29 protein-coding genes, 1 tRNA gene and 1 pseudogene are annotated in these 26095 nt (G+C 65.2%); 16 read left to right on the forward strand and 15 right to left on the reverse strand.

Annotated elements, in window-relative coordinates; translation table 11 throughout:
• Positions 1-20: 20 nt before the first annotated feature.
• Positions 21-812, reverse strand: coding sequence for an inositol monophosphatase family protein (locus tag HWX69_RS04875; protein ID WP_178915970.1), 792 nt, complete (start codon positions 810-812; stop codon positions 21-23).
• A gap of 54 nt (positions 813-866) precedes the next feature.
• Positions 867-2066, reverse strand: a complete 1200-nt coding sequence (locus tag HWX69_RS04880; protein WP_178915971.1) for a M24 family metallopeptidase — start codon at positions 2064-2066, stop codon at positions 867-869.
• A 102-nt stretch (positions 2067-2168) separates the two neighbouring features.
• Between HWX69_RS04880 and HWX69_RS04885 the strand changes: the two genes are divergently transcribed.
• Positions 2169-3257, forward strand: a complete 1089-nt coding sequence (locus tag HWX69_RS04885; protein ID WP_178915972.1) for a succinylglutamate desuccinylase/aspartoacylase family protein — start codon at positions 2169-2171, stop codon at positions 3255-3257.
• On the opposite strand, the gene HWX69_RS04890 is transcribed toward HWX69_RS04885, so the two are convergent.
• From HWX69_RS04890 to HWX69_RS04920, 7 genes are all read right to left on the reverse strand, one after another.
• Entirely contained in the window at positions 3258-5846 is a 2589-nt protein-coding gene (locus tag HWX69_RS04890; RefSeq protein WP_178915973.1) for a PAS domain S-box protein, read from the reverse strand.
• Between the two features lie 44 nt (positions 5847-5890).
• The gene (locus HWX69_RS04895; RefSeq protein ID WP_178915974.1) at positions 5891-7165 is read right to left on the reverse strand and encodes a glycosyltransferase family 87 protein; all 1275 of its coding nucleotides are present in this window, start codon (positions 7163-7165) and stop codon (positions 5891-5893) included.
• 66 nt (positions 7166-7231) lie between these two features.
• Positions 7232-7378 (reverse strand): hypothetical protein, encoded by a 147-nt coding sequence (locus HWX69_RS04900; RefSeq protein ID WP_178915975.1) that lies wholly within the window; start codon positions 7376-7378, stop codon positions 7232-7234.
• A 159-nt stretch (positions 7379-7537) separates the two neighbouring features.
• Positions 7538-8239: an alpha/beta hydrolase family protein gene (locus HWX69_RS04905; RefSeq protein WP_178915976.1), complete on the reverse strand. Its 702-nt coding sequence runs from the start codon at positions 8237-8239 to the stop codon at positions 7538-7540.
• Between the two features lie 138 nt (positions 8240-8377).
• Positions 8378-8608, reverse strand: coding sequence for a HalOD1 output domain-containing protein (locus HWX69_RS04910; protein ID WP_218644670.1), 231 nt, complete (start codon positions 8606-8608; stop codon positions 8378-8380).
• A 162-nt stretch (positions 8609-8770) separates the two neighbouring features.
• The gene (locus HWX69_RS04915; protein WP_178915977.1) at positions 8771-9175 is read right to left on the reverse strand and encodes a hypothetical protein; all 405 of its coding nucleotides are present in this window, start codon (positions 9173-9175) and stop codon (positions 8771-8773) included.
• A 201-nt stretch (positions 9176-9376) separates the two neighbouring features.
• Positions 9377-9450: transfer RNA gene (locus HWX69_RS04920), tRNA-Tyr, on the reverse strand.
• Between the two features lie 127 nt (positions 9451-9577).
• Here HWX69_RS04920 and HWX69_RS04925 point away from each other — a divergent pair.
• The 3 genes from HWX69_RS04925 to ftsZ all read left to right on the forward strand — a co-directional run bounded on the left by HWX69_RS04925 (position 9578) and on the right by ftsZ (position 11757).
• A complete protein-coding gene (locus HWX69_RS04925; RefSeq protein WP_178915978.1) occupies positions 9578-10135 on the forward strand; it encodes a double zinc ribbon domain-containing protein in 558 nt (185 codons plus the stop codon).
• A gap of 233 nt (positions 10136-10368) precedes the next feature.
• The gene (locus tag HWX69_RS04930) at positions 10369-10542 is read left to right on the forward strand and encodes a ribbon-helix-helix domain-containing protein (RefSeq protein WP_156710226.1); all 174 of its coding nucleotides are present in this window, start codon (positions 10369-10371) and stop codon (positions 10540-10542) included.
• Between the two features lie 3 nt (positions 10543-10545).
• Positions 10546-11757 carry a cell division protein FtsZ gene (gene ftsZ, locus HWX69_RS04935; protein ID WP_178915979.1) on the forward strand — a complete coding sequence of 404 codons (1212 nt, stop codon included), beginning with the start codon at positions 10546-10548 and terminating at the stop codon, positions 11755-11757.
• 146 nt (positions 11758-11903) lie between these two features.
• Here the strand turns inward: ftsZ and ncsA are convergent, their stop codons facing one another.
• Positions 11904-12887 (reverse strand): tRNA 2-thiolation protein NcsA, encoded by a 984-nt coding sequence (gene ncsA, locus HWX69_RS04940; protein WP_178915980.1) that lies wholly within the window; start codon positions 12885-12887, stop codon positions 11904-11906.
• Between the two features lie 89 nt (positions 12888-12976).
• On the opposite strand from ncsA, the gene HWX69_RS04945 reads away from it, so the two are divergent.
• From HWX69_RS04945 to HWX69_RS04955, 3 genes are all read left to right on the forward strand, one after another.
• On the forward strand, positions 12977-13432 hold the full coding sequence (locus tag HWX69_RS04945; RefSeq protein WP_178915981.1) for a DUF4442 domain-containing protein: 456 nt from the start codon (positions 12977-12979) through the stop codon (positions 13430-13432).
• Between the two features lie 33 nt (positions 13433-13465).
• Positions 13466-14125, forward strand: coding sequence for a DUF7095 family protein (locus HWX69_RS04950; RefSeq protein ID WP_178915982.1), 660 nt, complete (start codon positions 13466-13468; stop codon positions 14123-14125).
• Positions 14126-14323: 198 nt separating this feature from the next.
• Positions 14324-15610 carry an RNA-guided endonuclease InsQ/TnpB family protein gene (locus HWX69_RS04955; protein WP_178915983.1) on the forward strand — a complete coding sequence of 429 codons (1287 nt, stop codon included), beginning with the start codon at positions 14324-14326 and terminating at the stop codon, positions 15608-15610.
• Positions 15611-15658: 48 nt separating this feature from the next.
• On the opposite strand, the gene HWX69_RS04960 is transcribed toward HWX69_RS04955, so the two are convergent.
• The gene (locus HWX69_RS04960; protein WP_178915984.1) at positions 15659-15799 is read right to left on the reverse strand and encodes a hypothetical protein; all 141 of its coding nucleotides are present in this window, start codon (positions 15797-15799) and stop codon (positions 15659-15661) included.
• Between the two features lie 120 nt (positions 15800-15919).
• Between HWX69_RS04960 and HWX69_RS04965 the strand changes: the two genes are divergently transcribed.
• From HWX69_RS04965 to HWX69_RS04980, 4 genes are all read left to right on the forward strand, one after another.
• The gene (locus HWX69_RS04965; RefSeq protein ID WP_178915985.1) at positions 15920-16684 is read left to right on the forward strand and encodes a nucleotide-binding protein; all 765 of its coding nucleotides are present in this window, start codon (positions 15920-15922) and stop codon (positions 16682-16684) included.
• Complete coding sequence (locus HWX69_RS04970) at positions 16681-17205, forward strand: hypothetical protein (protein WP_178915986.1); 525 nt, start codon at positions 16681-16683, stop codon at positions 17203-17205. Before HWX69_RS04965 ends, HWX69_RS04970 begins: the two co-directional genes overlap by 4 nt.
• A 119-nt stretch (positions 17206-17324) precedes the next feature.
• Positions 17325-18638: a phosphoribosylamine--glycine ligase gene (locus HWX69_RS04975; RefSeq protein ID WP_178915987.1), complete on the forward strand. Its 1314-nt coding sequence runs from the start codon at positions 17325-17327 to the stop codon at positions 18636-18638.
• A gap of 73 nt (positions 18639-18711) precedes the next feature.
• Entirely contained in the window at positions 18712-18954 is a 243-nt protein-coding gene (locus HWX69_RS04980) for a hypothetical protein (RefSeq protein ID WP_178915988.1), read from the forward strand.
• 6 nt (positions 18955-18960) lie between these two features.
• On the opposite strand, the gene HWX69_RS04985 is transcribed toward HWX69_RS04980, so the two are convergent.
• Positions 18961-19410: a universal stress protein gene (locus HWX69_RS04985; RefSeq protein WP_178915989.1), complete on the reverse strand. Its 450-nt coding sequence runs from the start codon at positions 19408-19410 to the stop codon at positions 18961-18963.
• A gap of 219 nt (positions 19411-19629) precedes the next feature.
• Between HWX69_RS04985 and HWX69_RS04990 the strand changes: the two genes are divergently transcribed.
• Positions 19630-20073: a universal stress protein gene (locus HWX69_RS04990; RefSeq protein ID WP_178915990.1), complete on the forward strand. Its 444-nt coding sequence runs from the start codon at positions 19630-19632 to the stop codon at positions 20071-20073.
• A gap of 22 nt (positions 20074-20095) precedes the next feature.
• On the opposite strand, the gene HWX69_RS04995 is transcribed toward HWX69_RS04990, so the two are convergent.
• Genes HWX69_RS04995 through HWX69_RS05005 form a run of 3 tightly spaced genes read right to left on the reverse strand, consistent with a single transcriptional unit; the run spans position 20096 to position 23401 of the window.
• On the reverse strand, positions 20096-22411 hold the full coding sequence (locus HWX69_RS04995; RefSeq protein ID WP_178915991.1) for a heavy metal translocating P-type ATPase: 2316 nt from the start codon (positions 22409-22411) through the stop codon (positions 20096-20098).
• The gene (locus tag HWX69_RS05000; protein ID WP_178915992.1) at positions 22401-23192 is read right to left on the reverse strand and encodes a sulfite exporter TauE/SafE family protein; all 792 of its coding nucleotides are present in this window, start codon (positions 23190-23192) and stop codon (positions 22401-22403) included. Before HWX69_RS05000 ends, HWX69_RS04995 begins: the two co-directional genes overlap by 11 nt.
• 5 nt (positions 23193-23197) lie before the next feature.
• The gene (locus tag HWX69_RS05005) at positions 23198-23401 is read right to left on the reverse strand and encodes a hypothetical protein (protein WP_178915993.1); all 204 of its coding nucleotides are present in this window, start codon (positions 23399-23401) and stop codon (positions 23198-23200) included.
• A 105-nt stretch (positions 23402-23506) separates the two neighbouring features.
• On the opposite strand from HWX69_RS05005, the gene HWX69_RS05010 reads away from it, so the two are divergent.
• The 4 genes and pseudogenes from HWX69_RS05010 to HWX69_RS05025 all read left to right on the forward strand — a co-directional run bounded on the left by HWX69_RS05010 (position 23507) and on the right by HWX69_RS05025 (position 26095).
• A complete protein-coding gene (locus HWX69_RS05010) occupies positions 23507-23665 on the forward strand; it encodes a hypothetical protein (protein WP_178915994.1) in 159 nt (52 codons plus the stop codon).
• Positions 23662-24147: pseudogene (locus HWX69_RS05015) on the forward strand (cytochrome c oxidase subunit II); the annotation flags it as partial. The gene HWX69_RS05010 and the pseudogene HWX69_RS05015, both read left to right, overlap by 4 nt.
• An 11-nt stretch (positions 24148-24158) precedes the next feature.
• On the forward strand, positions 24159-25877 hold the full coding sequence (locus HWX69_RS05020; RefSeq protein ID WP_178915996.1) for a b(o/a)3-type cytochrome-c oxidase subunit 1: 1719 nt from the start codon (positions 24159-24161) through the stop codon (positions 25875-25877).
• Positions 25874-26095, forward strand: a complete 222-nt coding sequence (locus HWX69_RS05025; RefSeq protein WP_178915997.1) for a CbaC protein — start codon at positions 25874-25876, stop codon at positions 26093-26095. The genes HWX69_RS05020 and HWX69_RS05025 overlap by 4 nt, the downstream gene beginning before the upstream one ends.

The raw sequence follows: 26095 nt of genomic DNA on the forward strand, positions 1-26095 counted from the left end.
GGGTCCGCCCGCCGGTCGGTCTACTCGACGCCGGCCGTCTCGACGACAGCGAGGAGTTCCTCCCGAAGTGAGTCGGTTCGGGCGGCGACGAACCACTCCGCTCCCGAGGCAGTCTCCAGTCCAGCCTCGCGGACGAACAACTCGCCGAGGCGCTGCTCTTCGGCGTCGGGTCGGTAGGACACCGCGCCGTCGATGCGGCCGCGGGCGAGGAGGCCCCAGTGGAGGGCGGGGCTCCAGCTCTCGAGTCGGCGCTTACAGCGAGTCTCGATGTCGCGGTTGATGCGCTCGGAGACGGCCGCGGTCTCGGGGTCGCGTTTTACGTCGTGGCCGATGACGGACATCACGGTCGCCGCCGATGCAGGGGGGCCATCATCGCTCGCTGCGGTTTCGGCGGTGTTCACCGGCCGACCCTTGTACCGCATTCCGTCGCCACGAACCGCGACGTAGAGGTCGTCCGGGACCGGTGCGTAACTCACCGCAACCTCCGGTTCGTCGTCGACGAGGTACGTCGCCGCCGTCGCGAACGTCGGCAGGCCGGCCTCGAAGTTGTTCGTCCCGTCGAGGGGGTCGACTATCCAGCGGCGGTCGTCGTCGCCGGCGTGGGTGCCCGATTCCTCGGCGTCGATGCGATGCTCGGGGACCGATTCCTCGAGGACGGCGAGCATCCGGCGTTCGGATTCGGTATCGGCGCTGGACTTCACGTCGTATGCGAGATACGTCGCGTCGGTGTCGCCGGTCGCGAACGCATTCCGGAGGTATCGGCCGCCGGCGAGACAGGCCTCGACGGCGACCGTTTCAGTCGTCTCGGACATGGAATCGTGGCCTCTCCCGCGGTCGCGAAAACGCTATCGGTGGCGCGTCGGCCGTCACCGAATCACGTTCGCCTCTAGGTCCCGTGGGTAATAAGTGAGCCACTCGATGCCGTCGTCGGTGATGGCGATGGTGTCGGAGTGGCGGTACCCCTCCGTGTCGGTGTAGATTCCGGGTTCGATGGTGTAGACGTGGCCCGGCTCCATCGCCGCATCGGCGGCGTCGTAGCTCGTGTGGTCGGCCTCGCAGTGGTCGCCCCATCCCCGGTCGATGTAGGGTGGTTCGTGGGCGCCCAACCCGATGTTGTGGCCGACGTGGTGCTGTGCGAGGTCGGCGACCCCTTGCTCTTCGAAATAGGCCGTGACCTCGCTGTCGACGTACTCCAGCGCGACGCCGGGGCCGAGCGATTCGATGGCTATCGTCTGGGCTTCGAGCATCACCTCGAAGTACTCGCGCTGTCGGTCGCTGGGTTCGCCGACGAACATCGTCCGCTCGAGCTCCGAGAAGTAGCCGTCGACGTTGGCGGTCGCACCCGTAATCAGTACGTCGCCCTCGCGGAGTCGCTGATTCGGCGTGTGGCCGTGCGGGAGGGCGGTCTCCTCGGCGGAGATGTAGCCGGCGTGGACGGGGCCGTCACCGCGGGCGCGTTCGACGTAGCGGTCTCCAAGCGTATCGAGCATCGCCCGGGAGGCGTCCGTTGAGGCCCGCTGGCTGACCGTCGTCGGGTGGGCGCCGACTTCGGTGTAGTCGGCGAGATACCGGTGGCCGAGGTTCGCCCACTTCGCGGACTCCCGTATCAATTCGATTTCGGCGTCGCTTTTCGCCCACCGCATCCGACTCACCCAGTCCTGGGTGTCGACGGCGAGGAACTCGCTCAACAGCGGTCCCTGATACCCCATCACACCGGGGGCGCCGTCGCCGTCGGCGGCGACCGACTCGACGCCGAGCTCCGACAGGGTTCCGGCGGCCGTCTCGATGGGATTGCCGCCGGGGTAGTCGAAGTACGAGTCGACGCGGTCGATTGAGTCGACGGACTCGGCGCGTTCGACCTCCAGTCGGGGGACGGTCAGCGCGACGGCGTCGTCTGTCACCGCCAACACGACGGGGCGCTCCGTCTGGATGTGGGCGAAGCCGGTGAGGTACTCTATCGAAGTCGCGCCGAACCAGACGCCGGCGTCGGCATCGGAATCGTCGATACGTTCCCTGACGGCTGCGAGGCGGTCGTCGAACTCCGATTGCGGGAGTCGCGTGCTCATGGCTCAGTCTGGGTCGCTCTCGGGCAAAAGGGTTCGTTCGAGCGGTGGGTCGGTCAGCGAGTTCCACGAAACTACCTTGGTTGCCGCGTGTGTGGCACTCCCATGACCGACGCGACGGCCATCGACGTCCCCGAGTCGTCCCGGCCCTTTCGGTACGACGGGAAGGTATCTCCCGGCGAGAAGCGACACTTCCGATACGAAATCAGCGAGACGTACCTCGGCGACCCCGTCGAGGTGCCGGTCACGGTCATCAACGGGTCCGAACCGGGGCCGCGACTCTGTCTGACCGCGGCGATTCACGGCGACGAACTCAACGGCGTGAAGGTGTGTCAACAGGCTGCCAAGCGATACTCGCCGGCCGACATCCACGGAACGCTCGTCGTCGTCCACGTCGTCAACGTGCCGGGGTATCAGGCCCAACAGCGCTACATCCCGATTTACGACCAGGACCTCAACCGCTCGTTTCCGGGCCAAGAGCAGGGGAACACGGCCTCACGGATGGCCCACGAGGTGTTCGAGCGGTTCGTCCGACCGTGTGACCTCTGTCTGGACTTCCACACCTCGACCCGCAATCGGACGACGATGTATCACGCCCGCGCGAACGTCTCGGACCCGGCCGTCGAGCGGTTGACGAGGGCCTTCGGCGCGAACCTCGTCCTCTCGGGGACGGGCGATAGCGGGTCGCTTCGGGCCGTCGCGACGGCCTCGGGAACGCCGACGGTCGCCGTCGAGATGGGGAAGGCCCACCGGTTTCAACCGACGCTCATCGAGAAGGCGCTGGCGGGCGTCGAGTCGGTGCTCGCGGAGTACGACATGCTGCCCGGACGCCCGGTGTTGCATCCGGGGTGGCGACGGGTCATCGGCGACGACACCGAAAAGTCGTGGCTCCGGGCGGACACCGGCGGCCTCGTCGACATGCAGTGGGGCCCCTACCCCTTGGTCCGGGCCGGCGATACCATCTGTACCATCACGGACCACTTCGGCGAGGAGGAACACGCCGTCTCGGCGCCGTTCACCGGCCTGCTCGTCGGCGTCCTCGAGAACCCGGTCGCACTGCCGGGGCATCCGCTGTGTCACCTCGCGGCGGTCGACGACGATACGTGTGCGGAAATTCAGGCGGAAATCGAGAGCGGCGAGTTCGATGGCTATCGGGTCAACGGCGGCCGCTGGCGGGCGGGCGAGGAGGACTGATTACTCCCCTACGGCGCCACGGAACTCGAAGCGGGCACCGCCGGAATCGCTTTCGGTGACCGACACCTCCCAGCCGTGGGCCTCGGCGATGGTGTCGACGATTGCGAGGCCGAAGCCGGTACCGCCGGCGGTGGAGTAGCCGGATTCGAGCACCGCCTCACGCTCGCCGTCCGGGATGCCGACGCCGTCGTCTTCGACGTAGAAGCCATCGGGCAGGGGGCCGACTGTGAGCGTCGAGGCATCCTCGCCGTGTTCTACCGCGTTCCGAAAGAGGTTCTCGAGCAGTTGTCGGAGTCGCTCGGGGTCGGCCTCGAGGGTCGCGGTTCCGTCGAATTCGAGCGTGAGGTCGTCCGTGTCCGTGGTCTCCCACGCCGTCTCGGCGGCGCTTCCCAACTCCACGGCGATGGGGTCGCCGGTCAACTCCCCCTGTCGTGCCAGCGCGAGCAACCCTTCGATGAGTTCCTCCATTCGGTCGTGGGCGCGCTCCAACGCCTCGAAGTGTTCCTCCTCGCCGGTCATCCGCGCGAGGTCGAGGCGGCCGCGGGCGACCGACAGGGGGTTCCGGAGGTCGTGGGAGACGACGCTGGCGAACTGGTCGAGGCGTTCGTTCTGCCGGGCGAGTTCCCGCTCGCGTTGCTTCTGTTCGGTGATGTCGGTGTAGATGGCGTAGCCACGCGTCGACTCGCCGCTGACATCGTGTGGGACCACGTGGAGGATGAAATCCCGGAGGCCGTCGTCGGTGAGTCGGCGGACCTCGCCGTGGAACCCCTCGCCTTCGCGTATTCGCTCGTTGTACTGGATGGCTTCGTCTCTGGATTCCGGGGGGACGATGAACGCATCGAGGTTCTCGCCGGTCACCGCGGCCTCGTCGTAGCCGAACACGTCCTCGAAGGCCGGGTTCGCTCGCTCGACGACCGCCTCGCCGCCGCGAATGACCGTCTCGACCGTCGGGTCGGGGATGTTCTCGAACAGCGCCTGGAGGTCGTCGCGCTCCCGCCGGAGCGCCTCCTCCTTTGCGGCGCGGTCCAGTGCGGCCTCGGCGTTGGCGGCGAGTATCGTCGCCAACTGGATGTCGTGTGCATCGAAGGCGTCGGATTGAGTGGCGCCGATTATCAACACGCCGTGGTCGCCGAGCGGGAAGTACGCCGCCGAGCGGACGTTGCCGCGGTCGAAGTCGTCGCGCTCCGAGAGGTCGCTCTCGACGCGCGGTTCCCCCTCGCGGAACGCCGCTCCGGCGGGGGTGCCCCTGGAGACGTCCCGCGGTCGTTCGGGGAGTAGCCGTTTTGCTTCCGCCGTCGTCGACGCCACCAGGAGCGCGCCGTCGTCTTCGAGACGGACCGTCGTAATCGGTTGGCCGAGTATCTCCTTCGCCGCGTCGGTGGTCAACGACGCGATGCGGTCGCAGTCGCCCTCACTCATCAACTCTCGGGCGGATTCGTGGAGTCTGCGGAGTCGGTTGTCGGTTCGGTCCTCGCTGCTCCGGAGAACGCCGACGGTGCCGCGGAACTCGTCGCCGTCCGTGAGCAGGGCGACGTGGTTCTCCAACTCGAGGTGCTCGCCGTCGGCCGCACGAATCGTGATGTCGTAGGTCGCGGTGTCCGACTCTTCGGAGGCGAGTAACTCGCGGACGACGGCCCGTCCGCGTTCGATGTCCTCGGGCGTGAGCAGCATCTCGACGTGCTCGCCGACGATGTCGTCGGGGTCGTAGCCGGTCAGTGCCGTCGCCCGCTCGTTGAACGTCGTGACGTAGCCGTCGGCGTCGGTTGTGTACACCGGGTCGCCCATCGCGTCGACCAACCGCTCGTATTTGGCGAGTTCCCGCTCGTGGCGTTTCCGCTCGGTCACGTCGGTGATGAACCCCTCCAGGGCGACCAACTCGCCGTCCTCGAAGACGCCGCGACCCTGCTCCCACATCCACCGCGTCTCCCCGTCGGCGTCGGCGATGCGGTACGTCGTCTCGAAGGGTTCGCGGTCGTCGAGGGCGGCTTGGACGGTGTTCCAGAGTCGTTCCTCGTCGTCCCTGAGAATGTCCGCCCACTTCAGGTCCCTTTCGAGGAACGACTCGGGGTCGTAGCCGGTCAACTCGGCGACGTTGCCACTCATGTACTCCATCGGCCACTCCGGTTCGTTGCGGCAGCGATACACGATGCCGGGGAGGTTCGAGACGAGCGTCGACAGCATCCGCTCGCTCTCTTCGAGTGCGACTTCGGTCCGGCGCTCGGCGACGGCGTGTTCGATGCGGTTCGACAGGACGGTGAACTGCTCGGCGCTGGCTTCCTTCTGGAGGTAATCCGTGACACCCGCGCTGATGGCGTCGCTGGCGATCTCCTCGCTTCCCTTCCCGGTAAAGAGGATGTACGGGAGGTCGGGGTCGCGCTCGCGAACCGATTCGAGCAACTCCAACCCGTTGGTCTTCGGCATGTCGTAGTCGGAGACGACGCAGTCGACCGATTCGTCGAGCCGGTCGAGTGCGGCGGTGGCTCCCTCGGCAGCGACGACATCTATCCCCTCCCGTTCGAGATATCGCTGTGTCAAATCGCGGAAGGCGTCGTCGTCGTCCACGTGAAGGACGCGAATCCCCGACGTCACACCCGTACTGTGCGACAGCGCCGATGTTAAGCGTATTGGGCGACTCAGCCGTGTGACTGCCCCGATCCCAAACCGTTGCTCAGCCGACCGAAATCGGCCGCTTCGGCGACTCGCCACCCGGCCAAGCCGGCGAGCAGCACCGTCGCCCAGAGTCCGGGTTGTAACACCGGAGCGGCGTCGAGCAGGGCCGCTCCGAAGGGCAGTCTGTCGGGAAGCACCTCGACGAAAAGATAGAGTCCGTAGGCGTGGGTGGCGGCCAACCCCACCGCGAGGACCGGCACGGTCGGGTGGCCGCCGTCACCTCGGAGTTCGGTCGCCAGGAGGACGGCTGCGGCCGGCAACACGAGCGTGAGGTCCTGTGTGTAGAGTCGTGGTGCGAGAAGCGGCGTCGCGGCGAGGCCGAGGCCGAACACCGTGTCGTCGACTCCCTCGCCGGCCGCCAGCCACGCGAGCGCGGCGACGACCGCCGACAGCCCGAATTTGACCAAAAGTGAGAGCGTCCCACCGAGGACGTACAGCGGCCGGAAGTACGCCGGCAGCCACAGGCTCGGCGGGCGGCCACCGCCCCAGTCCTTCCCCCACGCGAGCACGTCGAGGTACGCACGGTGTGTCTCGACGCCGAAGACGCCGAGCGAGACGGCCAACAGCGCCAACCCCGTGAGGACGGCAGCGGCGAACCGACGGCGATTCGCGAGGAGGTGTGCGCCGGTGGGGGCATAGACGAGTTTCACCGTACCGGCGACCGCCGTCGCGGCGCCGGCGAGATACTGGAACCGTTGGTTCCCGCCGGCGCGGTCGGCGTAGACGACTGCCGCCAGCGCCACCGACAGGACCCCGGCGAGGAACACCGACACCTGCGCGAGCCGCATCGAGAGGATGACGGGGTGAAAGCCGAGGATGACCCACAGGAGCAGGCCGCGTTCGTACCACGCCACCCGGAGGCCGTAGGCGGCGACGACGGCCTGCAAGCCACCCCACAGCAGCGCCACCGAGAGGGCGTTCCAGACGACGCCGGCCTGTCGGAACGGGAGTTCCGACAGCGGCGCGAACAGCAGGACGTACACTGGCGGGTAGAGGTAACTGCCGTGGTAGCCGCCGTCGTCGTTCGGGACGTACATGGGGTCTCCGGCGTGCCACGCGCTGACGGCGCTGCGGTAGGCGCCGAGGTCGTAGAAGCGGAACTCGCCGGCGATACCGACCGACTGGAGCCACCACTGTATCGCCGGATACGCGAGCAGGACGGCGAGCACGGCCAGCGACGCGGCGAGGAACCGTGGCTGTCGCTGGCGGCGTGCCCACAACCGATGGAGGGCGGGCATCGTCGCTTTGGTGTTCGACCGCCAGAATATGTCTTGTGGTGGCTCCGACGCTCGAACGGTCGCCTCTCACCCGATGTCGTAGCGGGCGATGTCGTCGGAGTCGCAGTTCGAACAGGTGTCGAACTCGCCGTCGAGTTTCGTTCCACAGCGTCGACACTCGTGGATGACGTGTGACGTTCCGAACAGCCGCCTGACGCGCGTGAGCAGTGGCATATCTGGTTCCTCCCGAGACCGAGCGGTACGGCGTCCCACGTTCCCCGACGTGGCTTCCGGTAGTGACCTCACACGACGGTTCCAACGGCCTGCATATAATAACCTACGACGTTTCAAACCGGCCGCCAGCGATGGTTTTGTGCACGTTCGTGAACAGGACTATCGCTCGGAGAGCCACGCGAACAGCCGGTCCAACAGCCGCCGTTCGGCCGCCGCCGAAAAGCGGTGGCCCTCCCCGTCGAACTTCGAGACCATCACGTCGGTGTTGAGCGTCGCCGCCGCCTCGAAGGTGTCCGCTATCGGGACCGAGGTGTCCGACGCGCCGTGAAACATTGCCACGGGCACGTCGATAGCGTCGGACGCGTCGGTGAAGGGGTACTGCTCGAAGTCATCGAAGAACCGGCCGTCGATAGCGTGGTCGTCGTCGATACGGAGTTCGCCCGATTCGGCGACGGCGGCGCGGTAGTCGTCGAACGCGCGGTTGTACGTCACGGGCGCCCGCGTGGCGACGGCCTCGACGCGGTCGTCGGTCGCAGCGTGGAGTGCGACCTTCCCGCCGAAACTGGAGCCGAACAGCGCGTACGACGGGGGGTCGAAGTAGTCGACGACCGCTCGAAGGTCGGCCAGTCGCGTACTCAACGTCGACTCGACGAACGGCCGGTCGGAGTCGCCGCTCCCCCGGAAGTCGAACCGGACCGCGTCGTAGCCCTCCTCGACTGCGCGCTCACAGCGGGCTTCGTAGCTGCCGCTTTTGTCGCTCAGAAAGCCGTGACAGAAGACGAGCCAACGGTCGCCGTCGGCAGGGTGGTGTTCGGCGGCGACGGACTCGCCGTCGACGGGGATGGAGTGGCTGTCGGACATACTCGTGAGTCGCGGCGGCCGACCGTAGGCGTTCTGCCACGCGGCGACTGAAGCGCTCGTGGCCTCGCGGCGCGAAAGCCGACGGTCGACGGGATACAGCCGCTCAGAAACTCCGCCCGTCGTCCTTCGAGACGTGCCTCAAGCGAGTCGTCGTCTCTCCGAGCCGTCTACGATTACGACGTTATGGCCAGTAACGCGTACGATATGGTTCGGCGTTTCGAACTGTAGGCTCCACGAGTCGCTTGGGTGAGCAACTAACGACCGGATTGCGTCCGTGTCGACGTACTCCTGTAGTTGAATCTCGAGTTCTGCAGAATCGACGCCTTTGGCCTCTGCGATGGCCTCGACGATTTCACCGAGTACACTCATTAGCACGGTGGTACCGTGCACGTCGCAAATCTCCTTCGATAGTTTAGCACACGGTATCTGTCAATCAAGCGGAAACAGCTGCTGGGGCCGCTCGCATCCGCTCCGGGGGCTCCACCGTCGCGACGGCACCGAGTAATCACCGATTGAGAGACGTAACTCGGCTCAGCCGTCGGAGTGAACGTCCTGCCGCTCGGCTTCGAGTCGCTGACATCCGATTACCAGCGAATCGGGTACCTGGTCAGACATAGCGTGTAGGCTTTCGAAGACGACGGCGACCTCTTCGAAGCGCGGTCCGCGAGACGCCCGCAAGGGGTCTCTCTCCCATTCGACGAACTCCAACCTCGCTAACATGGGCAAATGGGCGTGAAACAACTCGGTTCGGAGCCGTTCGGGTTCGACGGGAACGTTCGGATTTATCGCCGCTTCGGGCAACGGAACCGAATCGGTCGGTTCGGCGTCCAGCAACGAGACTAGCAACTGTCTCCGCGGCTCCGCCGAAACGGCTTTGAACGCCTCGTCCCACCGCTCTATCACCCTCTCCCCGTTGTCGAACCTCACGCCCACCATGAGTACAACATATCTCTACAAGATATTAAAAATCGCGCCAGTTTCCCGCAGGATAGGACTGTCGCGCTACGTCCGCGGTCTCTGGCGGGTCGTGTTCCAGTTTCGAAGGCTGTCTGACGAAATCGGAAACGACTCGCTCACCGACGCTAATCGTGAGGGGTGGCAGACGCTCCCTCTGCCACGATTCGACTGAAAACCTAGTCCGCCCTCCCCGATTTGAACGGGGGACAAGTCGATCTACAGTCGACTGCTCTACCAGTCTGAGCTAAGGGCGGGCGTACTCGAAGCGAGTGCCCTGTCGGACTTAACGGTTATCATCCGGCGTCGTCTGCCGCCGGACGGACGCGTGTCTGACATCGCGGGAAGATTGAAATACCGTCACACACAATCGTCGGACGAGCAATGAGCAAGATTACGTTCCGGGCGGACGACGACCTCGTTCGTCAGCTCGAAGCGTACGACGCTTCGAAGAGCGAGGTCATGCGGGAGGCGCTCCGGGCGTATCTCGACGAAGGCGAAACGTCCGTAAACACGGCTACGGGCGGCGTAAACGCTGACTCTACCGACTCTATCGCGGAGGAATCACTCGACGCCCTCATCGCGGAGCGCGTCGACGCCCTCATCGCCGACCGACTCGACCGGTCGTTTACGCCACGAGAACCCCAAGACGTGAACGTAAACATCACGCTTGATGGCGATTCTGCGGGTGTGTCACACGAGGCGGGGGAGGCCCGTAAGACAGACGAGGCGGAGTCCGAAAACGCGTCCGACGCGGCGCACGACGCGTGTAAACAGTGCGGGGAAGAGCTCACGCAATCCGACGTGTACTGTCCGAATTGTGGGGAGAAGGCGTCTCACAGAGTGTTCTGTGAGTGCGGGGACGAGGTCCGCTCGGACTGGGCGTTCTGTCCCAGCTGTGGCCGACGGACCACCGCAGCGGACGTTCTCGGCGACACGTAAACGCCGAATACTGGCAATAGCTGGCTGTAAACGCCTTTCTTACGAATCTGTCTTACGCCCACCCTAACCTTTAAGTAATCTGCTTCTGTGCATACATCTGCGTAAGACGGCACGTCTTACACCGGGCCGGCCAACGTACGCAGATGGCCGCTACGGTGCGGATTCCCGGTGTAAACGCGGTAACGGTCGCGTGTGCAATGTCGTCTTACCCACAGACTAAGGGGAATACAACAATGGAGCGTGTGACACTACGGATTCCGAAGCAGCAGATCGAAGAGGTCGAACGCATGGTCGATACGGGGGAGTACCCCAACCGGAGCGAGGCGATTCGCTCGGCCGTGCGGGAGATGTTGAACGAACAAGACGGCGAGCCCCGGGACAGCAACCGCCCGTGGGCGAAGGTGTAGACGATGCAGGACATCGTCAACTCCGCGTTGGAGAACGCCGAGAAGGAGTCGCGGGACATGGACGCCGACCTGGACGGGGACGGCGACGAGTTCGGCGACCCGCGCATCGTCATCGTCGGTGCCGGTGGTGCCGGTAACAACACCGTCAACCGACTGTACAACATCGGCGTCGACGGCGCCGACACCATCGCCATCAACACGGACAAACAGCACCTGCAGATGATTGAGGCCGACACGAAGATTCTCGTCGGCAAGTCCCTGACCAACGGGCTCGGTGCCGGTGGCGACCCATCGATGGGCGAACGCGCCACGGAGATGGCCCAGGGCACCATCAAGGAAGTCCTCGGCGAGGCGGACCTCGTGTTCGTGACCGCCGGCATGGGTGGCGGGACGGGTACCGGTGCGGCGCCGGTCGTCTCGAAAATCGCCAAAGAGCAGGGCGCAATCGTCGTGGGCATGGTCTCGACGCCGTTCAACGTCGAGCGAGCCCGGACGGTGAAAGCCGAGGAAGGCCTAGAGAAACTCCGCAACGAAGCGGACTCCATCATCGTCCTCGACAACAACCGCCTGCTCGACTACGTTCCCAATCTCCCGATCGGCAAGGCGTTCTCGGTGATGGACCAGATTATCGCCGAGACGGTGAAGGGCATCAGCGAGACCATCACCCAGCCGTCGCTCATCAACCTCGACTACGCCGACATGACCTCGATAATGGGTCAGGGCGGCGTCGCGGTCATGTTGGTCGGCGAGACACAGGACAAGAACAAGACGAAGGAGGTGGTCAACGACGCGATGAATCACCCACTGCTGGACGTGGACTACCGTGGTGCGACCGGCGGACTGGTCCACATCACTGGTGGCCCCGACCTCACGCTGAAAGAGGCCGAGGGCATCGCCCAGAACATCACTGAACGTCTCGAGGCCAACGCGAACGTCATCTGGGGCGCGCGCATTCAGGACGAGTACAAAGGCAAGGTCCGCGTCATGGCCATCATGACGGGCGTCCAGTCGGCCCAGATTCTCGGCCCGACGACCCAGAAACAGGCCGACGCCTCCCGGCAGGCCATCGAAGGCGTCGACGAGGAAGGCGAGTTCGCCTCCTCGCCGCCCGAGCAGTCGGCCAACACCGGCAGCTCAAGCGGCTTCGGCATGGGCGAAACCGACGGCGGCCGCTCGGAAGTCGAGAAGAACAACGGACTTGACGTAATCCGATAAGTCTGAAATTTTAAACGTTATTTTTCGCTGCAGTACGGCGATTCGAGTGCCAACTGTCGTAGTATTTCATCTGACTATTTCTGCGTAAAACACGATGTATGACGCTCGGCTGACGGTGTCTCGAAACGGTCGAACGGGACATCGGGTCAGTCGTCGCTGGGTAACTCGCCGCCGACAGCGTCGACCAACTCGCACTTCCGGCAGACCGCGTTGTTCGTCGGCGCGCCACAGCGGTCACACTCTCCGCGTGGCTCGTCGTCGCCGCCGCGGTAGGCCTCCGCTGCGAGCCGAGCCAGTTCCTCGTAGCCGGACATGATGGAGTGTCGCGTCCCGGGGTGGTCGGCTTCGAGGTCGTAGAGGTACTGCTGGATTTCCCCGCGGTAGGCCTCGCTGGCGTGGGGACACTCCGCCATGTGACTCGGGAGGTCCGCGAGGTGGGCGTACAGCGCGACCTCCTTCTCGGGGATGTCTCGCAGCGGTTTGGCGCGAGGGACGAAGGGGTCGTCGTCGACCTCCCGGTCGTCGAAGCTCCCCAGCGAGGCGTCGAAGTGTTGGGCCATCTGGGCCACGTCGCCGGAGAGCCAGTTCATCATCGCCGTCTGGGCCTCGTCGTCGAGGTTGTGGCCGGTCAGGAGTTTGTCGGCGCCGTACTCCTCGGCGTACTGGGAGAGGGCGTCCCGACGGAACACCCCACAGTACGCACAGGGTGCCATGTTCAGGGGGTCCTCGGCGGCCACGTCGTCCATCTCCAGACCGTATTCGTCGGCGTAGGAGACGACCTCGTGTTCGATGTCGAGGTCCTCGGTGAGTTCGAGACAGGCGTCGAGTGAGGCGTCGCGGTAGCCCTCGATGCCCTCGTGGATGGTGAGTGCGACCAACTCGACGCGGGGGTCGGCGGCGAAGGTGTCGTGGAGGATGTGGGTGAGGACGACGCTGTCCTTCCCACCGGAGAGGCCGATGAGCCACGTTTCGGGGTCCTCCGGCGTGGCGTCGTCGGACAGCAGATTGTCCTCCCGAATCCGCTTGCGGACGCGTGAGTCGACCGACCGCCGGAAGTGGGCCTCACACATGTGTAGCCCCGAGTAGGCGGCGTGCATCACCGCGTCCTCGCCGCACTTGTCGCACTCCATTACTGGTGGCTTGCCGGTTCGGCGGGATACCGGTTTCGCCTCGGCGCGACAACCGAACCGGCTTAGTCGAGCGCGGGTCACCGCCGCGTATGACCGAATCCCTCCGGACGCGGTTGGCTCGTCTGAAGTTCAACCTGTTTCCCGCCTACCGATTCGGCGGCGGCCGGGTAACGTACGTCCGCCGCGACTGGCAGGAAATCCACGTCGAGGTGCCGCTGTCGTGGCGGACGCGCAACTACGTCGGCACGATTTTCGGCGGGAGTCTCTATGCCGCCGTCGACCCCATCTACATGATGATGCTGATTCAGACGCTCGGCGAGGAGTTTACCGTCTGGGACACCGAGGCAGAAATCGACTTCCAGAAACCGGGCGAATCGACGCTGTCGGCGGAGATGATGATTCCGGATTCGGAACTCGAAACGCTCCGGGCACTCGACCCCGAGGAGTCGACCAACCGGACCTACGAGGTCGACCTCGTCGACGAGGACGGAACGGTCCACGCCACCGTCGAGAAGACGCTGTACGTTCGTCGCGACGACCAGTAACCGTTTTCGGCGCAGGGGGCCTACGGCCGACCGATGAGTCTCAGCCGCGAGGCCGCCGTCGCCCGCCTGCGCGACATCGTCGAGACGGTCCGGTCCGACCCCATGCCCGTCCCCGTTCGGGAGGTGTGGGTGTTCGGCGATGTCGTGTTGGGGGTGGACCCCGTCGAGCGCCTCGACGTGTATCTGACGAAGGATTTGTTGTTCAAGGACGCGCCCGACCGGGAGGAAGAATTCGAAAAACGCCTCGGCGTCTCCGGCGTCGGCAAGACGGTGTCGGCGGCGTGGGCCGACGAACACCCCGAGTACGTCCGGGCGAACGCCAACGGCCACGTCGCCCCCGAGAAGTGTCTGGCTGCACACCTACTCGAGGACGAACCAGTCCACCTCGAGGTCTGCAACACCGGCTTCGAGCGCAACGTCACCCAGCGGCTCAAGGGCGCCCGCGCGCGAGAGGACTACACCCAACTGCTCGACCCGCGGGCGGCGTGTCTGTGGGTCGACGACGACGAGGGTGGGCAGGTCAGCGAGGAGGCGTTCCGGAAGTTGGAAGCGGGGGAGTTCGTCTTCCCGACGCTGTCGGCATCCCTAGAAATGCTCGGCCTCGAGGAGTCGGAGGCCGAGGCGGCGGCCGAGGAACTCCGGGCCTATCAGGCGTCCCAGGAGGGCGTCACGGTTCGCGGCGACGTGGTCTGAGACGGCACCGCCGCTCGGCGACGAGCAGTAAAGGAGAAGCGATTCGTGCGGAACTTACGGAGAATCAAGGAGAAAGCCCCGTGCTTTAGAACGGGGATGAATCCGACAATTCCGGCACCAACCACTTCTCGATGGTAGTGCCGGATATTCCACGCTCGAGCCCACACCTTCATGTAACTTCATCGACATAGGTTACGTATGGTGAACAAGGTTGTCACACGCACCTATACTGCTTCCATACGGAATCAGTCACGGGTGCAGGATGACCTTGATTCGCTCGGGTTCTCGGCATCGAAACTTTGGAACGTCGGACGGTGGGTCTGCGACCGCGTGTGGTCTGAGATAGGCCATATCCCCGGTCACAACGAACTCACCGCGTACCTGAAGTCGCACGAACGCTATGATGACCTGCATTCGCAGTCAAGTCAGCGAGTCCTTCAAGAACTCGCTGAGGCGTTCAACGGCTGGTACGGCAAACGACGCAACGGAGATACGAGAGCGAACCCGCCAAAGTACCGCAAACACGGCGACGAACACCCGCGAAGCACGGTCACGTTCAAAGCCGCTGGCTTTAAACTCGATAGCAAGTACGAGAGAGTCCGACTCAGCGAAGGGCCGAACCTCAAAGACTACTGGTCGGATTTCATTCTCTGTGAGTATCAGACCAGACCTGACGTTGACCTCTCAACCGTAGAGAGTGTTCAACAGGTTCGGGCGGTCTGGACTGGTGACGAGTGGGAGTTGCACTTCGTCTGCAAAGTCGAAATCGAGGTTGCTGAATCACCCGGTGAAAAGACGATGGGTGTTGACCTCGGAGTCAACAACTTCGCCGCGCTCGCCTACGAAGATGGTCACAGCGAACTCTACCCGTTGAACTGTCTGAAGCAGGACGACTACTACTTCAGCAAGCGGATTGCTCGCTGTGACGATTCGGACTCTGAGCAAGCCACACGGTTGAACCAGAAGAAGTCGGCTCGCCGCACCCACTACTTCCACACACTCTCCAAACACATCGTTCAACGATGTGTTGATGAGAGAGTTGGAACCATCGTGGTTGGCAACCTCTCCGGCATCCGTGAGGACGAGGAGAACGGCGAGTCAAAGAACTGGGGCAGGCACGGCAACCTTGACCTGCACTCGTGGGCGTTCGACCGATTCACAAACCTCCTCACGTACAAAGCCGAGATGGAAGGCATCATGGTTGAACGGGTATCTGAGCGTGATACGTCGAAGGCGTGTTCGTGTTGTGGTCGGAAGCGCAAGGGGAACCGCGTGGAGCGCGGACTGTACGTCTGCGATGAGTGTGGGACGGTGGCGAATGCAGACGTGAACGGCGCTGAGAATATTCGACAGAAAGTATCTCCGAGTCCTGCCACGGATGGCGGTGATAGGAGTAACGGCTGGTTGGCACAGCCATCGACGTTCCTGTTTGACAAGGAAACTGGTGCGTTCGCACCTCAAGAACAGGTCCGTCGTAAACCATAATATCCCAAACGCGGTCGGGAATCCTCGCCCTTCAGGGCGGGGAGGATGTCAACGGAGGTCCGGGACGAGGGGTGCGTCTACCTCACCGGCGTCGTAGCGCTTCTCGCGGCCGCCGTCGGCGACGATGGCGTCCGTGGTTTCCTCGGTGGGCATAACGGGAACGATGGGCTCGATCTCGTCTCGGGTCATCTACTACCACCCACATCCTACATGGTCTTAAACGTTAATGATTGTTAGTCAAGATTGCGGCAAGTACTGCCGCGCCGTCATCCCAACCCTTATATTCGAAACCGAGGCAGTCGAACGCAAATGGTCGAGGCGTTCGCCGTCGCATCGGGCAAAGGCGGCACGGGCAAGACGACGAGCACGCTCGCACTCGGGATGGCGCTGGCCGACTCCTACGACGTGACCGTCGTCGACGCCGACACGGGGATGGCGAACCTGCTGTTTCACGCCGGCCTCGCAGACGTGGAGACGACACTTCACGACGTACTCGTCGAGGGCGGCGCGCCGGTCGAGGACGCAACCTACGAGCGCTTCGGGATGTCCGTCGTTCCGTGTGGCACCTCGCTTGCGGCCTTCGAGGCGGCCGACCCCGAACGGCTCCGGGACGCCGTCGCCGACCTCGCGGCCGACACCGACGTGCTGCTACTGGACTCGCCGGCGACGCTGGCTTCGAAGAGCGCCGTCCTGCCCATCGTGCTGGCCGACCGGGTCGTCGTCGTTCTCAACCCGACCATCCCCGCAATCTCGGACGGTCTGAAGGTCCAGGAGTACGCGCTGTCCTACGGGTCGGACATCGCGGGCACGCTGTTCAATCGCGTCGAAGGCGACATCGGCGACGTGGCCGCGAAGGCCGACCGCTACTTCGAGGGGCCGCTGTTGGCGTCGGTTCCCGAGACCGACGCCGCCGGTGAGGCCCGCGCCGCCGGCGAACCGCTGTTAGCCCACGCCCCCGACTCGGCGGCCGCCGCGGCTTTCCGGGAGGCGGCGGCGTCGCTTGACCCCGCCGACGGTGACTCCGGGGCCGTCGCCGACCGGTTCCGGACGGCAGTCATTCCCGACCCGCCATGATTCCGGACGGCGAGTTGCTCCGCTCGCGGGTCGTCACCGACCTCGCCGCCGTCCTCGAAGACGCCCTCGACCGCCGTCTCGACGGCTACGCGGTGGTCGAACCACGGGAGGCACTCCTCGCCGACGCCGACGACGGCGGCATCATCACCTTCGAGGACGGCGTCCCCAACCTCGCCTACCACGCCGGCTCGGACCGCGGCGGCCCGCCCGCCTTGGCCGCCATCGGGGCCGGCCCCTACCGATTAGAGCTGTACGGCCTCGACGCCGACGACCTCCGGGCTGCCCACGAGAACGACGACCTTCGCGTGCCACCGGGGATGGCCGCCGAGCGCCTGGCCGGCGACGCCGCCCTCGCAGAGCGGACCCGACGCCTCGCCGGAACCGACCACGAGGACGACCGCGACGCTCTCGAGGCGTTCCTCGACGACGAGGCGGCCATCGAGAAACTCCGAGAGAACGCCCGGACGGAAGCCAGAGCCCGCGCCGAGGAGTGGGGCTTCGAGGACGCGGTTCCCGAGTGACGGTGCCCGTCGTCCCCTCGGCCTCCACGGGGAATTGTTCCGGGAGGGTAGCGCTACTGCCGGAGCAACGACCCAGCGTCGCCCCCACGCTTTACCTCGTGGACATCGTCGGGTAGTCCATGGACAGCAAACGGTTCCTCTTCGTCTCGCTGGACGCCGCCCTCATCGGGGACGTGGCGTGGCAGGTCTCACGGGAGGGCCACGACGTGAAGTACTACATCGAGGCGGAGAGTGACAAGGAGATAGCCGACGGGTTCGTCCCGAAGACCGACGACTGGGAGGCGGAACTCGAGTGGGCAGACGTAATCGTCTTCGACGACATCTGGGTCGGCTCCGAGGTTGGGACGGGGAAACTCGCCGAGGACCTTCGGGAGGATGGCCACGCCGTCGTCGGCGGGACGCCGAACACCGACCGGTTGGAGGAAGACCGCGGCTACGCGATGGAGGTACTCGAAGACCACGACGTCACCACCCTCGACCATCGGGAGTTCTCGGATTTCGGCGCCGCCATCGACTACGTCAACGAAAATCCCGCGCCTTACGTCATCAAACCGCTCGGGGAGGTCCAGAACGTCAAACGGCTGGTGTACGTCGGCCGCGAGGACGACGGCAGCGACGTCGTCGACGTGCTTCGGGCCTACGAGAAGGCGTGGGGCCACCGGATGAAGGGGTTCCAACTCCAGCGCCGCGTCGAGGGCGTCGAGGTCGCAGTCTGTGGATTCTTCAACGGCAACGAGTTCGTCGAACCAATCAACTTCAACTTCGAGCACAAGAAACTGTTTCCGGGCAACATCGGCCCCTCGACCGGCGAGATGGGGACCTCGATGTTCTGGGCGGACCCGAACGACCTCTTCGAGCGGACGCTCGGGAAACTCGCCGACTTCCTCGCCGAGGAGGGGTACGTCGGCAGCATCGACCTCAACTGTATCGTCAACGACAACGGCGTCTACCCGCTGGAGTTCACCCCCCGGTTCGGCTATCCCACCATCACGTTACAGGAGGAGTCCTTCGAATCTCCCACCGGACAGTTCTTCTACGACCTCGCACGCGGCGAGGACCCGAACCTGCAGGTCCACCAGGGGTATCAGGTCGCCGTCCGGGTCGTCCTGCCGCCGTTCCCGTTCGACGACGAGAAAACCTACGACGAGAACTCACGGAACGCGGCGGTCGTCTTCGACACCGACAGTCGCGAGGGAATCCACATCGAAGACGCGAAGAACGTCGACGGCCAGTGGCGCGCCGCCGGCGAGTCCGGGATGCCGCTGGTCGTCACCGGGAAGGGCGAGACGATGGGTGCCGCCCGCGAACAGGCCTACGGCCGCATCGACGACATCGTCATCCCGAACCTCTACTACCGCGACGACATCGGCGAGCGCTGGATAGACGGCGACGGCGACCGCCTGCTGTCGTGGGGGTATCTCGGTCCGGCGTGACGCCCTGTCAGCCGCTCTCAATGGGTGGGATTCGGCGGGCCGCTTTTCCGCTCGCACACGCTATTTTCACGTGATGCTCGACCGCTACGAGTGGGTTCTCGTCGGTATCCCGATAGCGCTCCTCGCCGGTGCCGTCGTGAGCCTCCATCCCAGCGTTGCGCTTTCCCACGGCCTCGCCGGCGGCAGCCTCCTCTCGTCGGTGCTGCTGTACGACGCGCTGTTCAGGAACCCACCGGTCGACCCCGGCGCCGCCGAGGCCGCCGCGACGGCAGGCGTCGGCATCGGGTGGGTGCTGACGCTTCTGGCGTTACTGTGAGGTCGGTCACTCCTCGACCGGCGTCTTCACGATGGTGACCGGTCGCTCGGCCATGTTGGCGACGCGGTCGGCAACGCTGCCGAGCAGTCGGCGGTACTCCCCGGAGCGGTTCTTCGACCCGATGACGGTCAGGTCGATGTCGGCGTCGTCCATGTACGCGAGGATTTCCTCGTGCGGCACGCCGTGACGGACGACCGCGTGGGTTTCGACGCCCGCCTCCTCGGCGGCGGCAACGACCTCTTCGACCGCCTCCTCGCCTGCCTGTTCGAGTGCGCTCTCTAACCCCTCGAACTCGTGGACGTACTCGTCACCGGGGTAGGAACTGTAGGCGTCGGCGTCGACGACGTAGAGGACGTGCAGTTCCGCATCGTAGCGCTCCGCGGCGTCGATAGCGTGCTCGATGGCACGGTCGACCCCCGTGCTCATGTCCGTCGGAAGCAGTATTCGGTCGTACATATCTGACGAATCGCGCCGGTGGTTGAAATAACTCGGGTCGAATCTCGATTTTCGGGATTCGACCCCAATCCCTTGTCCCGCTTCGACTGCCCAACCGACCCACCCACGGAGTTCCCGCTGTTCGGGATTCGACCCGGTGTATTAGTCGATGGAAGACGAACTTCCAGTAAGGGGGAGACTGATATGGTCGGTTCGACCGCGTCCTCCCCACGACACACCATGTACGACCGAATACTGTTTCCGACGGACGGCAGCGACGGAGCGAACGCCGCACTCGACCACGCCATCGACCACGCGGTGAGATACGACGCGGAACTCCACGTCCTCTACGTCGTCGAGGAGAACCTGCCGGTGTTGGAGGCCGGACAGGCGGAACTCCTCAATGCGCTCGAAGCCGAAGGCGAACGCGCCATCGACGACGCCCGTGCCCGGGCGAAAGCCGAGGGCGTCGACTCGATTCGGGGCACCGTCGCTGGCGGCTCCCCGTATCGTGGCATCCTCGAATACGTCGACGACTACGACATCGACCTCGTCGTGATGGGCACCCACGGCCGGCGTGGCGTCGACCGGTTCCTCCTCGGCAGCGTCGCCGAGAAGGTCGTCCGGAGCGCCGACGCCCCGGTACTGACGGTTCGGGCCGGCGAAGCCGACGACGAAGAGTAGCCCGCGATGTCGAGGTTCGCCGTCACGGCCCGAGCGACCGCGAGGAGTTGACGACGACCAACAGACTGCTCGAAGCCATCGCGACGGCGGCGAAAAGCGGGTTCAAAAGCCCGAAGACGGCCAGCGGAATCGCGACGGCGTTGTAGCCGAACGCCCACGCGAGGTTGCTCTTGATTCGGCGGTTCGTCGCCGCCGCGATGTCGAAGGTATCGGGCACCGACCGGAGGTCGTCGTCGACGACGACGGCGTCGGCGGCCTCCGTCGCCAACTGCGTCCCACCGGCTAGAGCGATCCCCACGTCGGCGGCCGCGAGGGCGGGGGCGTCGTTGCTCCCGTCGCCGACCATCGCGACGGTGCCGTCCGCCCGGAGCCGCCGGACCGTCTCGGCTTTCGCCGCCGGCTTGACGCCCGAGAACACGCGGTCGACGTTCGGGTCCGCCCGGAGGCGGTCCGCGGAGGCGCCCTCGTCACCGGTCAACACGACCACCTCGCGGTCGGCGAAGGTCTCCGCGACTGCGGACCACTCCGGGCGCGGTTCGTCGCCGACGGCGACGACCCCCCGGGCGCGTTCTTCCCAGCCGACGACGACCGGGACCGACCCTTCCGAGCGCACCGCTTCGGCGCGGTCGGCGACCGACTCCGGGATAGTCCACTCGCGGTCGGCGAACAGCGAGGGGTGGCCGACGAGCGTCGTCGTGCCGTCGACGGTCCCCGAGACGCCGCGTTCGTGGGTTTCGACGTCGACGGCCTCGGGGAGGTCCTCGACCGCGTCGGTGATGGCGGTCGCAATCGGATGCGCCGAGAAGTGCTCCAGGGCCGCCGCCCGGGCGAGCAGGGCGTCGCGGTCGGTGTCGACTGCACTCACTTCCCGCAGCGTCATCGCGCCCGTGGTCAGCGTCCCGGTTTTGTCGAAGACGACGGTGTCGGCCTCCGGTGCGGCCTCGAACAGCGCGGGCGTGGCGACGACGACGTTCCGGGCCGCCGCCGCGCGGGTGCCGCTTGCCACCGCTAGCGGCGTCGCCAGCCCGAGCGCACACGGACAGGAGACGATGAGGACGGTCAGGCCGGTCAGAAGCGCCTCGGCGGGGGCCGCGCCGGTCGCTAGCAGCCACCCGGTCGTCACCATCGCGAGGATGACCACGAGCGGAACGAACACCGTCGCCAGTCGGTCGGCGAGTCGCTGGGCGCCCGGCCGGGAACTCTGAATCCGCCACAGCAACTCCACGAGTCGGTCGAGCGTGCTCGTCACCTCCTCGCCGGCCCGGACCACGAGCGGGGCGTCGGTGACGACGGTCCCGCCCCGAACGTCGTCGCCCGGCGCCTTGCTCCGCGGGAGGGACTCGCCGGTTACGAGCGCCTCGTCGACCGCGGCCGACCCCTCGGCGACGGTTCCGTCGACGGGAATCCGGTCGCCGGGTTTGACGAGCAGGTCGTCGCCGGGTTCGACCGCCGAGACGGCGACGACTTCGCCGCTCGGGTGGCGGGTCACCTCCTCGACGCGGAGTTCCGTCAGCTCCGAGAGGAGGTCGCTGGCTCGGCGCTTGATGCGGGATTCGTACTGCGTTCCGGCGGTCACCACGAGGACGATTGCGATGGTCACGTCGAAGTACAACTCGGTACGACCGAGGGCCAACGCGAGGGTGCTGTAGACGTAGGCGCCGACGGCCGCAAGCGACACCAGGAGGTCGGTGTTCGGACGGCCGGCCCGGAGGCTGACGTAGGCGCCGCGCAACAGCGGGTAGCCGGTGTAGAACAGCACGACCGAGATGAACACCCAGATGTTGGCGGCGATGTAGGCGAAGGCGAACCCGCCCAGATCGACCAGCGGCGGGTAGCCGAAGTACGTCGGATACAGGAAGAGGACGTACCATAGCATTGCCATCATGCCGAAGAAGCCGCCGCCGATGAGGAATCGAACCACGTCGCTGCCGTCGTCTTCGGTTTGCTCCTCGGGCAGTCGCGCCTCGTAGCCGTATCCCGAGAGCCGCTCGGGGAGGGCCTCGCTGTCGACGCGGTCGGGGTCGTAGACGACCCGGAGCAACTCGCTGGCGTAACTCGCCTCGGCGGCGTCGACGCCGTCGATGTCGCTGCCGAGGGATTCGACGAACACCTCACACGTCGAGCAGTGCATCCCGTCGACTGCGAGAAACGCCTGCTCACAGCCCTCCGGAACCGGTTCCGTTCCGAGATCGTCGTCGTTGGCTTCGAGGGCGGCTTCGGCGTCCTCGCCGAGACGCCGCTGGACCTCCAGACACCCCCGACAGCAGAACTCGCCATCGGTGTCCGGGGCGGTTATCGGCGGGTCCGGCGTCGGCAGGTCACAGAGTTTACACGACATTGGTGAGAGAGCGGTGTGGCAGCGGTGGGTGTGGGAGGTGGATACCGAACAGCATCAGGCCGTGGGCCAACAGGACGTACCCCAACGCGACGAACGCGGCGCCGAGCGCGCGGTGGAGCCACCGGCGTCGGGTCGCGCTGACGGCGTCGAGGACGGTGCCGTAGAGGAACAGCGTCGGAATCGTCCCGAGGCCCAAGACGAGCAGCGAGAGGCCGCCTCGAACGGGGTCGCCCAGCGCGAACGCATACAGGTAGGCGGGGTAGATGATGGGGCACGGAAACAGGCCGTGGAGCGCGCCGAGGCCGACGATTCCGGGGCCGGCGGCGAGTCGGTCGACGCGGTCGGTCGCGGCGGCGACGAGTCGACCCAGCGGCGCGCCGTCCGGAACGAACCGGTGGAGGCCGCCGGCGCCACCGAGCAGATACGAGACGCCGACGCTGACGATGAGTAGTCCGACGAAAACGCCGACACCGCCGCGGAGGCCGTCGCCGACCCCCTCGATTGCGGCCACCGACCCGAACGCCACCGACCCGAGCAGGCCGGCGAGGGCACCGATGAGGGCGTAACTGCTCGCACGGCCGAGGTTGAACAGACCGTGTTGTCGAACGGCTCTGGGTGTGAGTTGGCCCGCTCGGCGGCCGCCGTCGGCCGCCGTCGCGTCGATTCGGTCGGCGTACAGCGTCACTAGCGGCCCGCACATCCCGAGACAGTGAGCGCCGGCGAGCACCCCGACGACACCGAAGACGGCGAGGTCGAGCCCGGCGGCGCTTTCGACTACCATCCCGCTCAGGCGGCGTGGCCGTGGTCGTGGTCGTGGTCGTGGTCGTGGTTCTCGACCGGCGTGAACGCGAGATAGAGGCTCGCGAAGATGAGAACCACGTTCACGAGCGTGATGGCGACGAGCGGGTTGCCGATGTAGACGGTGAACACCGCTGCCGGGATGAGTGCCAACAGCGTGACGACGGCACCGAGTCGTGGGGTCAGTTCCATAGCGGTGGTTACGGCGGCGAGTAGTTAAAAACCCACCTACGGGTTCCCGATGAGTAGGATTCCGGGGGTAGTGTTTTGTGGATTCGCGCAACACGGACAATGCGTATGTCTGCAGACAACGACACGAAAGAACTCGGACACGAGGAGTTCGACCCGATAGGGACGCTCGTCCTCATCGGGATTTACTTCCTCATCCTCGTGGGGATGTGGATATTCACGTACTTCATCGAATTCCTCGGCAACGGGCCGACGGTGATAGGATGAACATCCACACCTACGAGAAAATCTGGCTCATCGGGGCACTGGCACTCATCGTCGGGTTCATCGCGACGGTGACCTACGGGGCGGCCGGCGCAGGAGTCGCGATGGTCGACGAAACCGGCGGCACCATCGACGCCAACGCCGTCACCGACGACGAAGACTTCGGCGAACCACGCGTCGAGCAGGTGGGCGAAAACGAGTACGATGTGTACGTCATCGCCCAGCAGTTCATCTTCCGGCCCGACACGATTGTCGTGCCCGCCAACAGCACGGTGACGTTCCATATCACCTCAATCGACGTGATTCACGGCTTCCAAGTCGTCGGGACGAACGTCAACACGATGGTGGTCCCCGGACAGGTCGCCGAGATAACCGTCGAGTTCGACGAACCGAAGGAGTACGGTATCCTGTGTAACGAGTACTGCGGTTCGGGTCACCACGACATGGAGGGCAAACTCAACGTGGTGCCCGAAGACGAATACGAAGGTGAGAGCGAATGAGCAACGAACTCGAAGGTGAGGAACTGTTCCTCGACCGCTTCCCCAAGGAAGCCCGTATCGTTCGGGCTTCGCTGTGGAGCGCCTTCATCGCCCTCGGTATCGGCGGACTGGGCGGTCTGATCCAGGCACTCCACCGGACGAACTACCTCCGAATCCTCGAATCGGCGGATTACTACACCGTCCTCACGCTTCACGGGGTGTTGCTCGCCATCTCCTTTACCATCTTCTTCCTCGTCGGCCTGTTCACGTGGGCGGTGACGCGGAGCCTCGACAGGCCAGTCGAGGACATCCGATTCACGTGGGCCTGGTATCTGACGATGGTCGCCGGGACGGCGCTTGCGGGCATCGCGATTCTCGGCGGCTTCGTCGACTCGATTCCGATTAGCGCCGACGTGTTGTTCACGTTCTACGCGCCGCTGCAGGCCCATCCGCTGTTCTACGCTGGGCTTGCGGTGTTCATCATCGGCACGTGGATGGCGGGACTCGACTGGTTCCGCTCGTGGTGGAACTGGCGGGCCGAAAACCCCGACGAGCGAATCCCGCTGCAGACGTTCATGGTGTTGATGACGATGCTGATGTGGTACATCTCCACCATCGGCGTCGCCATCTCCGTGCTCGCGTTCCTGCTGCCGTGGTCGCTGGGTCTCATCGAGCAGGTGAACCCGCTTCTGACGCGGACGCTGTTCTGGTACTTCGGCCACCCGGTCGTGTACTTCTGGTTGATGCCGGCGTACCTGCTGTGGTACACGGTCATGCCGTCGATATCCGGCGGTCGACTGTTCAGCGACCCACTGGCACGCGTCGTGTTCGTGCTGTTCCTGCTGTTGTCGACGCCGGTCGGCATCCACCACCAGTACCTCGACCCCGGCATCGCAGAGGGGTTCAAGTTCATCGCGATGACCAACACGATGTTCCTGCTGTTGCCGAGTCTGTTGACCGCCTTCACCGTCGTCGCGAGCATGGAACACGGCGCTCGCCAGCGCGGCGGGGAGGGGTATCTCTCCTGGCTCGGCGCGCTGCCGTGGCGTGACCCTGCCTTCACCGGGATGGCACTCGCCGGCCTGATGTTCGCCGCCGGCGGCTTCTCCGGGATGGTCAACGCCGGCATGAACATCAACTACCTCATCCACAATTCCCTGTGGGTGCCGGGACACTTCCACCTCACCGTCGGGACGGCCGTCGCCCTGACGTTCATGGCGGGAACCTACTGGATTCTCCCACAGTTGACCCGGAGACGTGTGTACAGTCGCACCATCGCGCTGTTCCAGGTCATCCTGTGGTTCGTCGGGATGACGCTGATGTCGAACGCGATGCACCGTGCGGGCCTCATCGGCATGCCGCGTCGGACTGCCGAACCGCAGTACGAGGGCTTCGCCTTCGATGCGGGCTTCAGCACCGTCGCGGAACTCGACTTCCAGGTCGCCATCGGCGGGACGCTGCTGTTCATCTCGCTGGTGTTGTTCCTCGGTAACGTCATCGTCTCGCTGTTCGAGGGGCCGATGGAGGGCCCGGTCGATTTCTCCCTCGACGACCCACTGTCGGGTCCGGAGGACTCCCCGAAGGTACTCGACAACCTCTGGCTGTGGACGGCTATCGCCATCGTGTTGGTCGTGTTGGCGTACTCGCTGCCGATAGCGGCCATCGTCTCCGACGGCGGCCTGTTCGGCCCCGGAACGGGCACGTATCCGGCGTGGCTGTTAGGGGTGATACCGTGAGCAAGAAAATCTCACGGGTCGGCCTGCTCGTCATCCTGGCGTTCCTGACGCCGCTCATCGTCGAGTTGCGGACGGTCGCGGGGTTCATGGGCATCTCGCTGTCCCCGGTTGCGTACGTCGGCCTCGCGACGGCGCTCGTCGTCGTCGTCCTGCTCGCGGTGGCGTTGTGGAACCTCCACGCCGAGGGAGCGCTGCTGAGCGGAACGGAGGGGGCCTAA

It is taken from the genome of Natronomonas gomsonensis (assembly GCF_013391635.1).
GTDB lineage: Archaea > Halobacteriota > Halobacteria > Halobacteriales > Haloarculaceae > Natronomonas > Natronomonas gomsonensis_A.

Bases quoted from the DNA above. Each gene is read 5' to 3' on its own strand.
- HWX69_RS04875 (WP_178915970.1), bottom strand. From the start codon at position 812: ATGTCCGAGACGACTGAAACGGTCGCCGTCGAGGCCTGTCTCGCCGGC.
- HWX69_RS04880 (WP_178915971.1), bottom strand. From the start codon at position 2,066: ATGAGCACGCGACTCCCGCAATCGGAGTTCGACGACCGCCTCGCAGCC.
- HWX69_RS04885 (WP_178915972.1), top strand. From the start codon at position 2,169: ATGACCGACGCGACGGCCATCGACGTCCCCGAGTCGTCCCGGCCCTTT.
- HWX69_RS04895 (WP_178915974.1), bottom strand. From the start codon at position 7,165: ATGCCCGCCCTCCATCGGTTGTGGGCACGCCGCCAGCGACAGCCACGG.
- HWX69_RS04900 (WP_178915975.1), bottom strand. From the start codon at position 7,378: ATGCCACTGCTCACGCGCGTCAGGCGGCTGTTCGGAACGTCACACGTC.
- HWX69_RS04905 (WP_178915976.1), bottom strand. From the start codon at position 8,239: ATGTCCGACAGCCACTCCATCCCCGTCGACGGCGAGTCCGTCGCCGCC.
- HWX69_RS04910 (WP_218644670.1), bottom strand. From the start codon at position 8,608: ATGAGTGTACTCGGTGAAATCGTCGAGGCCATCGCAGAGGCCAAAGGC.
- HWX69_RS04915 (WP_178915977.1), bottom strand. From the start codon at position 9,175: ATGGTGGGCGTGAGGTTCGACAACGGGGAGAGGGTGATAGAGCGGTGG.
- HWX69_RS04925 (WP_178915978.1), top strand. From the start codon at position 9,578: ATGAGCAAGATTACGTTCCGGGCGGACGACGACCTCGTTCGTCAGCTC.
- HWX69_RS04930 (WP_156710226.1), top strand. From the start codon at position 10,369: ATGGAGCGTGTGACACTACGGATTCCGAAGCAGCAGATCGAAGAGGTC.
- ftsZ (WP_178915979.1), top strand. From the start codon at position 10,546: ATGCAGGACATCGTCAACTCCGCGTTGGAGAACGCCGAGAAGGAGTCG.
- ncsA (WP_178915980.1), bottom strand. From the start codon at position 12,887: ATGGAGTGCGACAAGTGCGGCGAGGACGCGGTGATGCACGCCGCCTAC.
- HWX69_RS04945 (WP_178915981.1), top strand. From the start codon at position 12,977: ATGACCGAATCCCTCCGGACGCGGTTGGCTCGTCTGAAGTTCAACCTG.
- HWX69_RS04950 (WP_178915982.1), top strand. From the start codon at position 13,466: ATGAGTCTCAGCCGCGAGGCCGCCGTCGCCCGCCTGCGCGACATCGTC.
- HWX69_RS04955 (WP_178915983.1), top strand. From the start codon at position 14,324: ATGGTGAACAAGGTTGTCACACGCACCTATACTGCTTCCATACGGAAT.
- HWX69_RS04960 (WP_178915984.1), bottom strand. From the start codon at position 15,799: ATGACCCGAGACGAGATCGAGCCCATCGTTCCCGTTATGCCCACCGAG.
- HWX69_RS04965 (WP_178915985.1), top strand. From the start codon at position 15,920: ATGGTCGAGGCGTTCGCCGTCGCATCGGGCAAAGGCGGCACGGGCAAG.
- HWX69_RS04970 (WP_178915986.1), top strand. From the start codon at position 16,681: ATGATTCCGGACGGCGAGTTGCTCCGCTCGCGGGTCGTCACCGACCTC.
- HWX69_RS04975 (WP_178915987.1), top strand. From the start codon at position 17,325: ATGGACAGCAAACGGTTCCTCTTCGTCTCGCTGGACGCCGCCCTCATC.
- HWX69_RS04980 (WP_178915988.1), top strand. From the start codon at position 18,712: ATGCTCGACCGCTACGAGTGGGTTCTCGTCGGTATCCCGATAGCGCTC.
- HWX69_RS04985 (WP_178915989.1), bottom strand. From the start codon at position 19,410: ATGTACGACCGAATACTGCTTCCGACGGACATGAGCACGGGGGTCGAC.
- HWX69_RS04990 (WP_178915990.1), top strand. From the start codon at position 19,630: ATGTACGACCGAATACTGTTTCCGACGGACGGCAGCGACGGAGCGAAC.
- HWX69_RS04995 (WP_178915991.1), bottom strand. From the start codon at position 22,411: ATGTCGTGTAAACTCTGTGACCTGCCGACGCCGGACCCGCCGATAACC.
- HWX69_RS05000 (WP_178915992.1), bottom strand. From the start codon at position 23,192: ATGGTAGTCGAAAGCGCCGCCGGGCTCGACCTCGCCGTCTTCGGTGTC.
- HWX69_RS05005 (WP_178915993.1), bottom strand. From the start codon at position 23,401: ATGGAACTGACCCCACGACTCGGTGCCGTCGTCACGCTGTTGGCACTC.
- HWX69_RS05010 (WP_178915994.1), top strand. From the start codon at position 23,507: ATGTCTGCAGACAACGACACGAAAGAACTCGGACACGAGGAGTTCGAC.
- HWX69_RS05020 (WP_178915996.1), top strand. From the start codon at position 24,159: ATGAGCAACGAACTCGAAGGTGAGGAACTGTTCCTCGACCGCTTCCCC.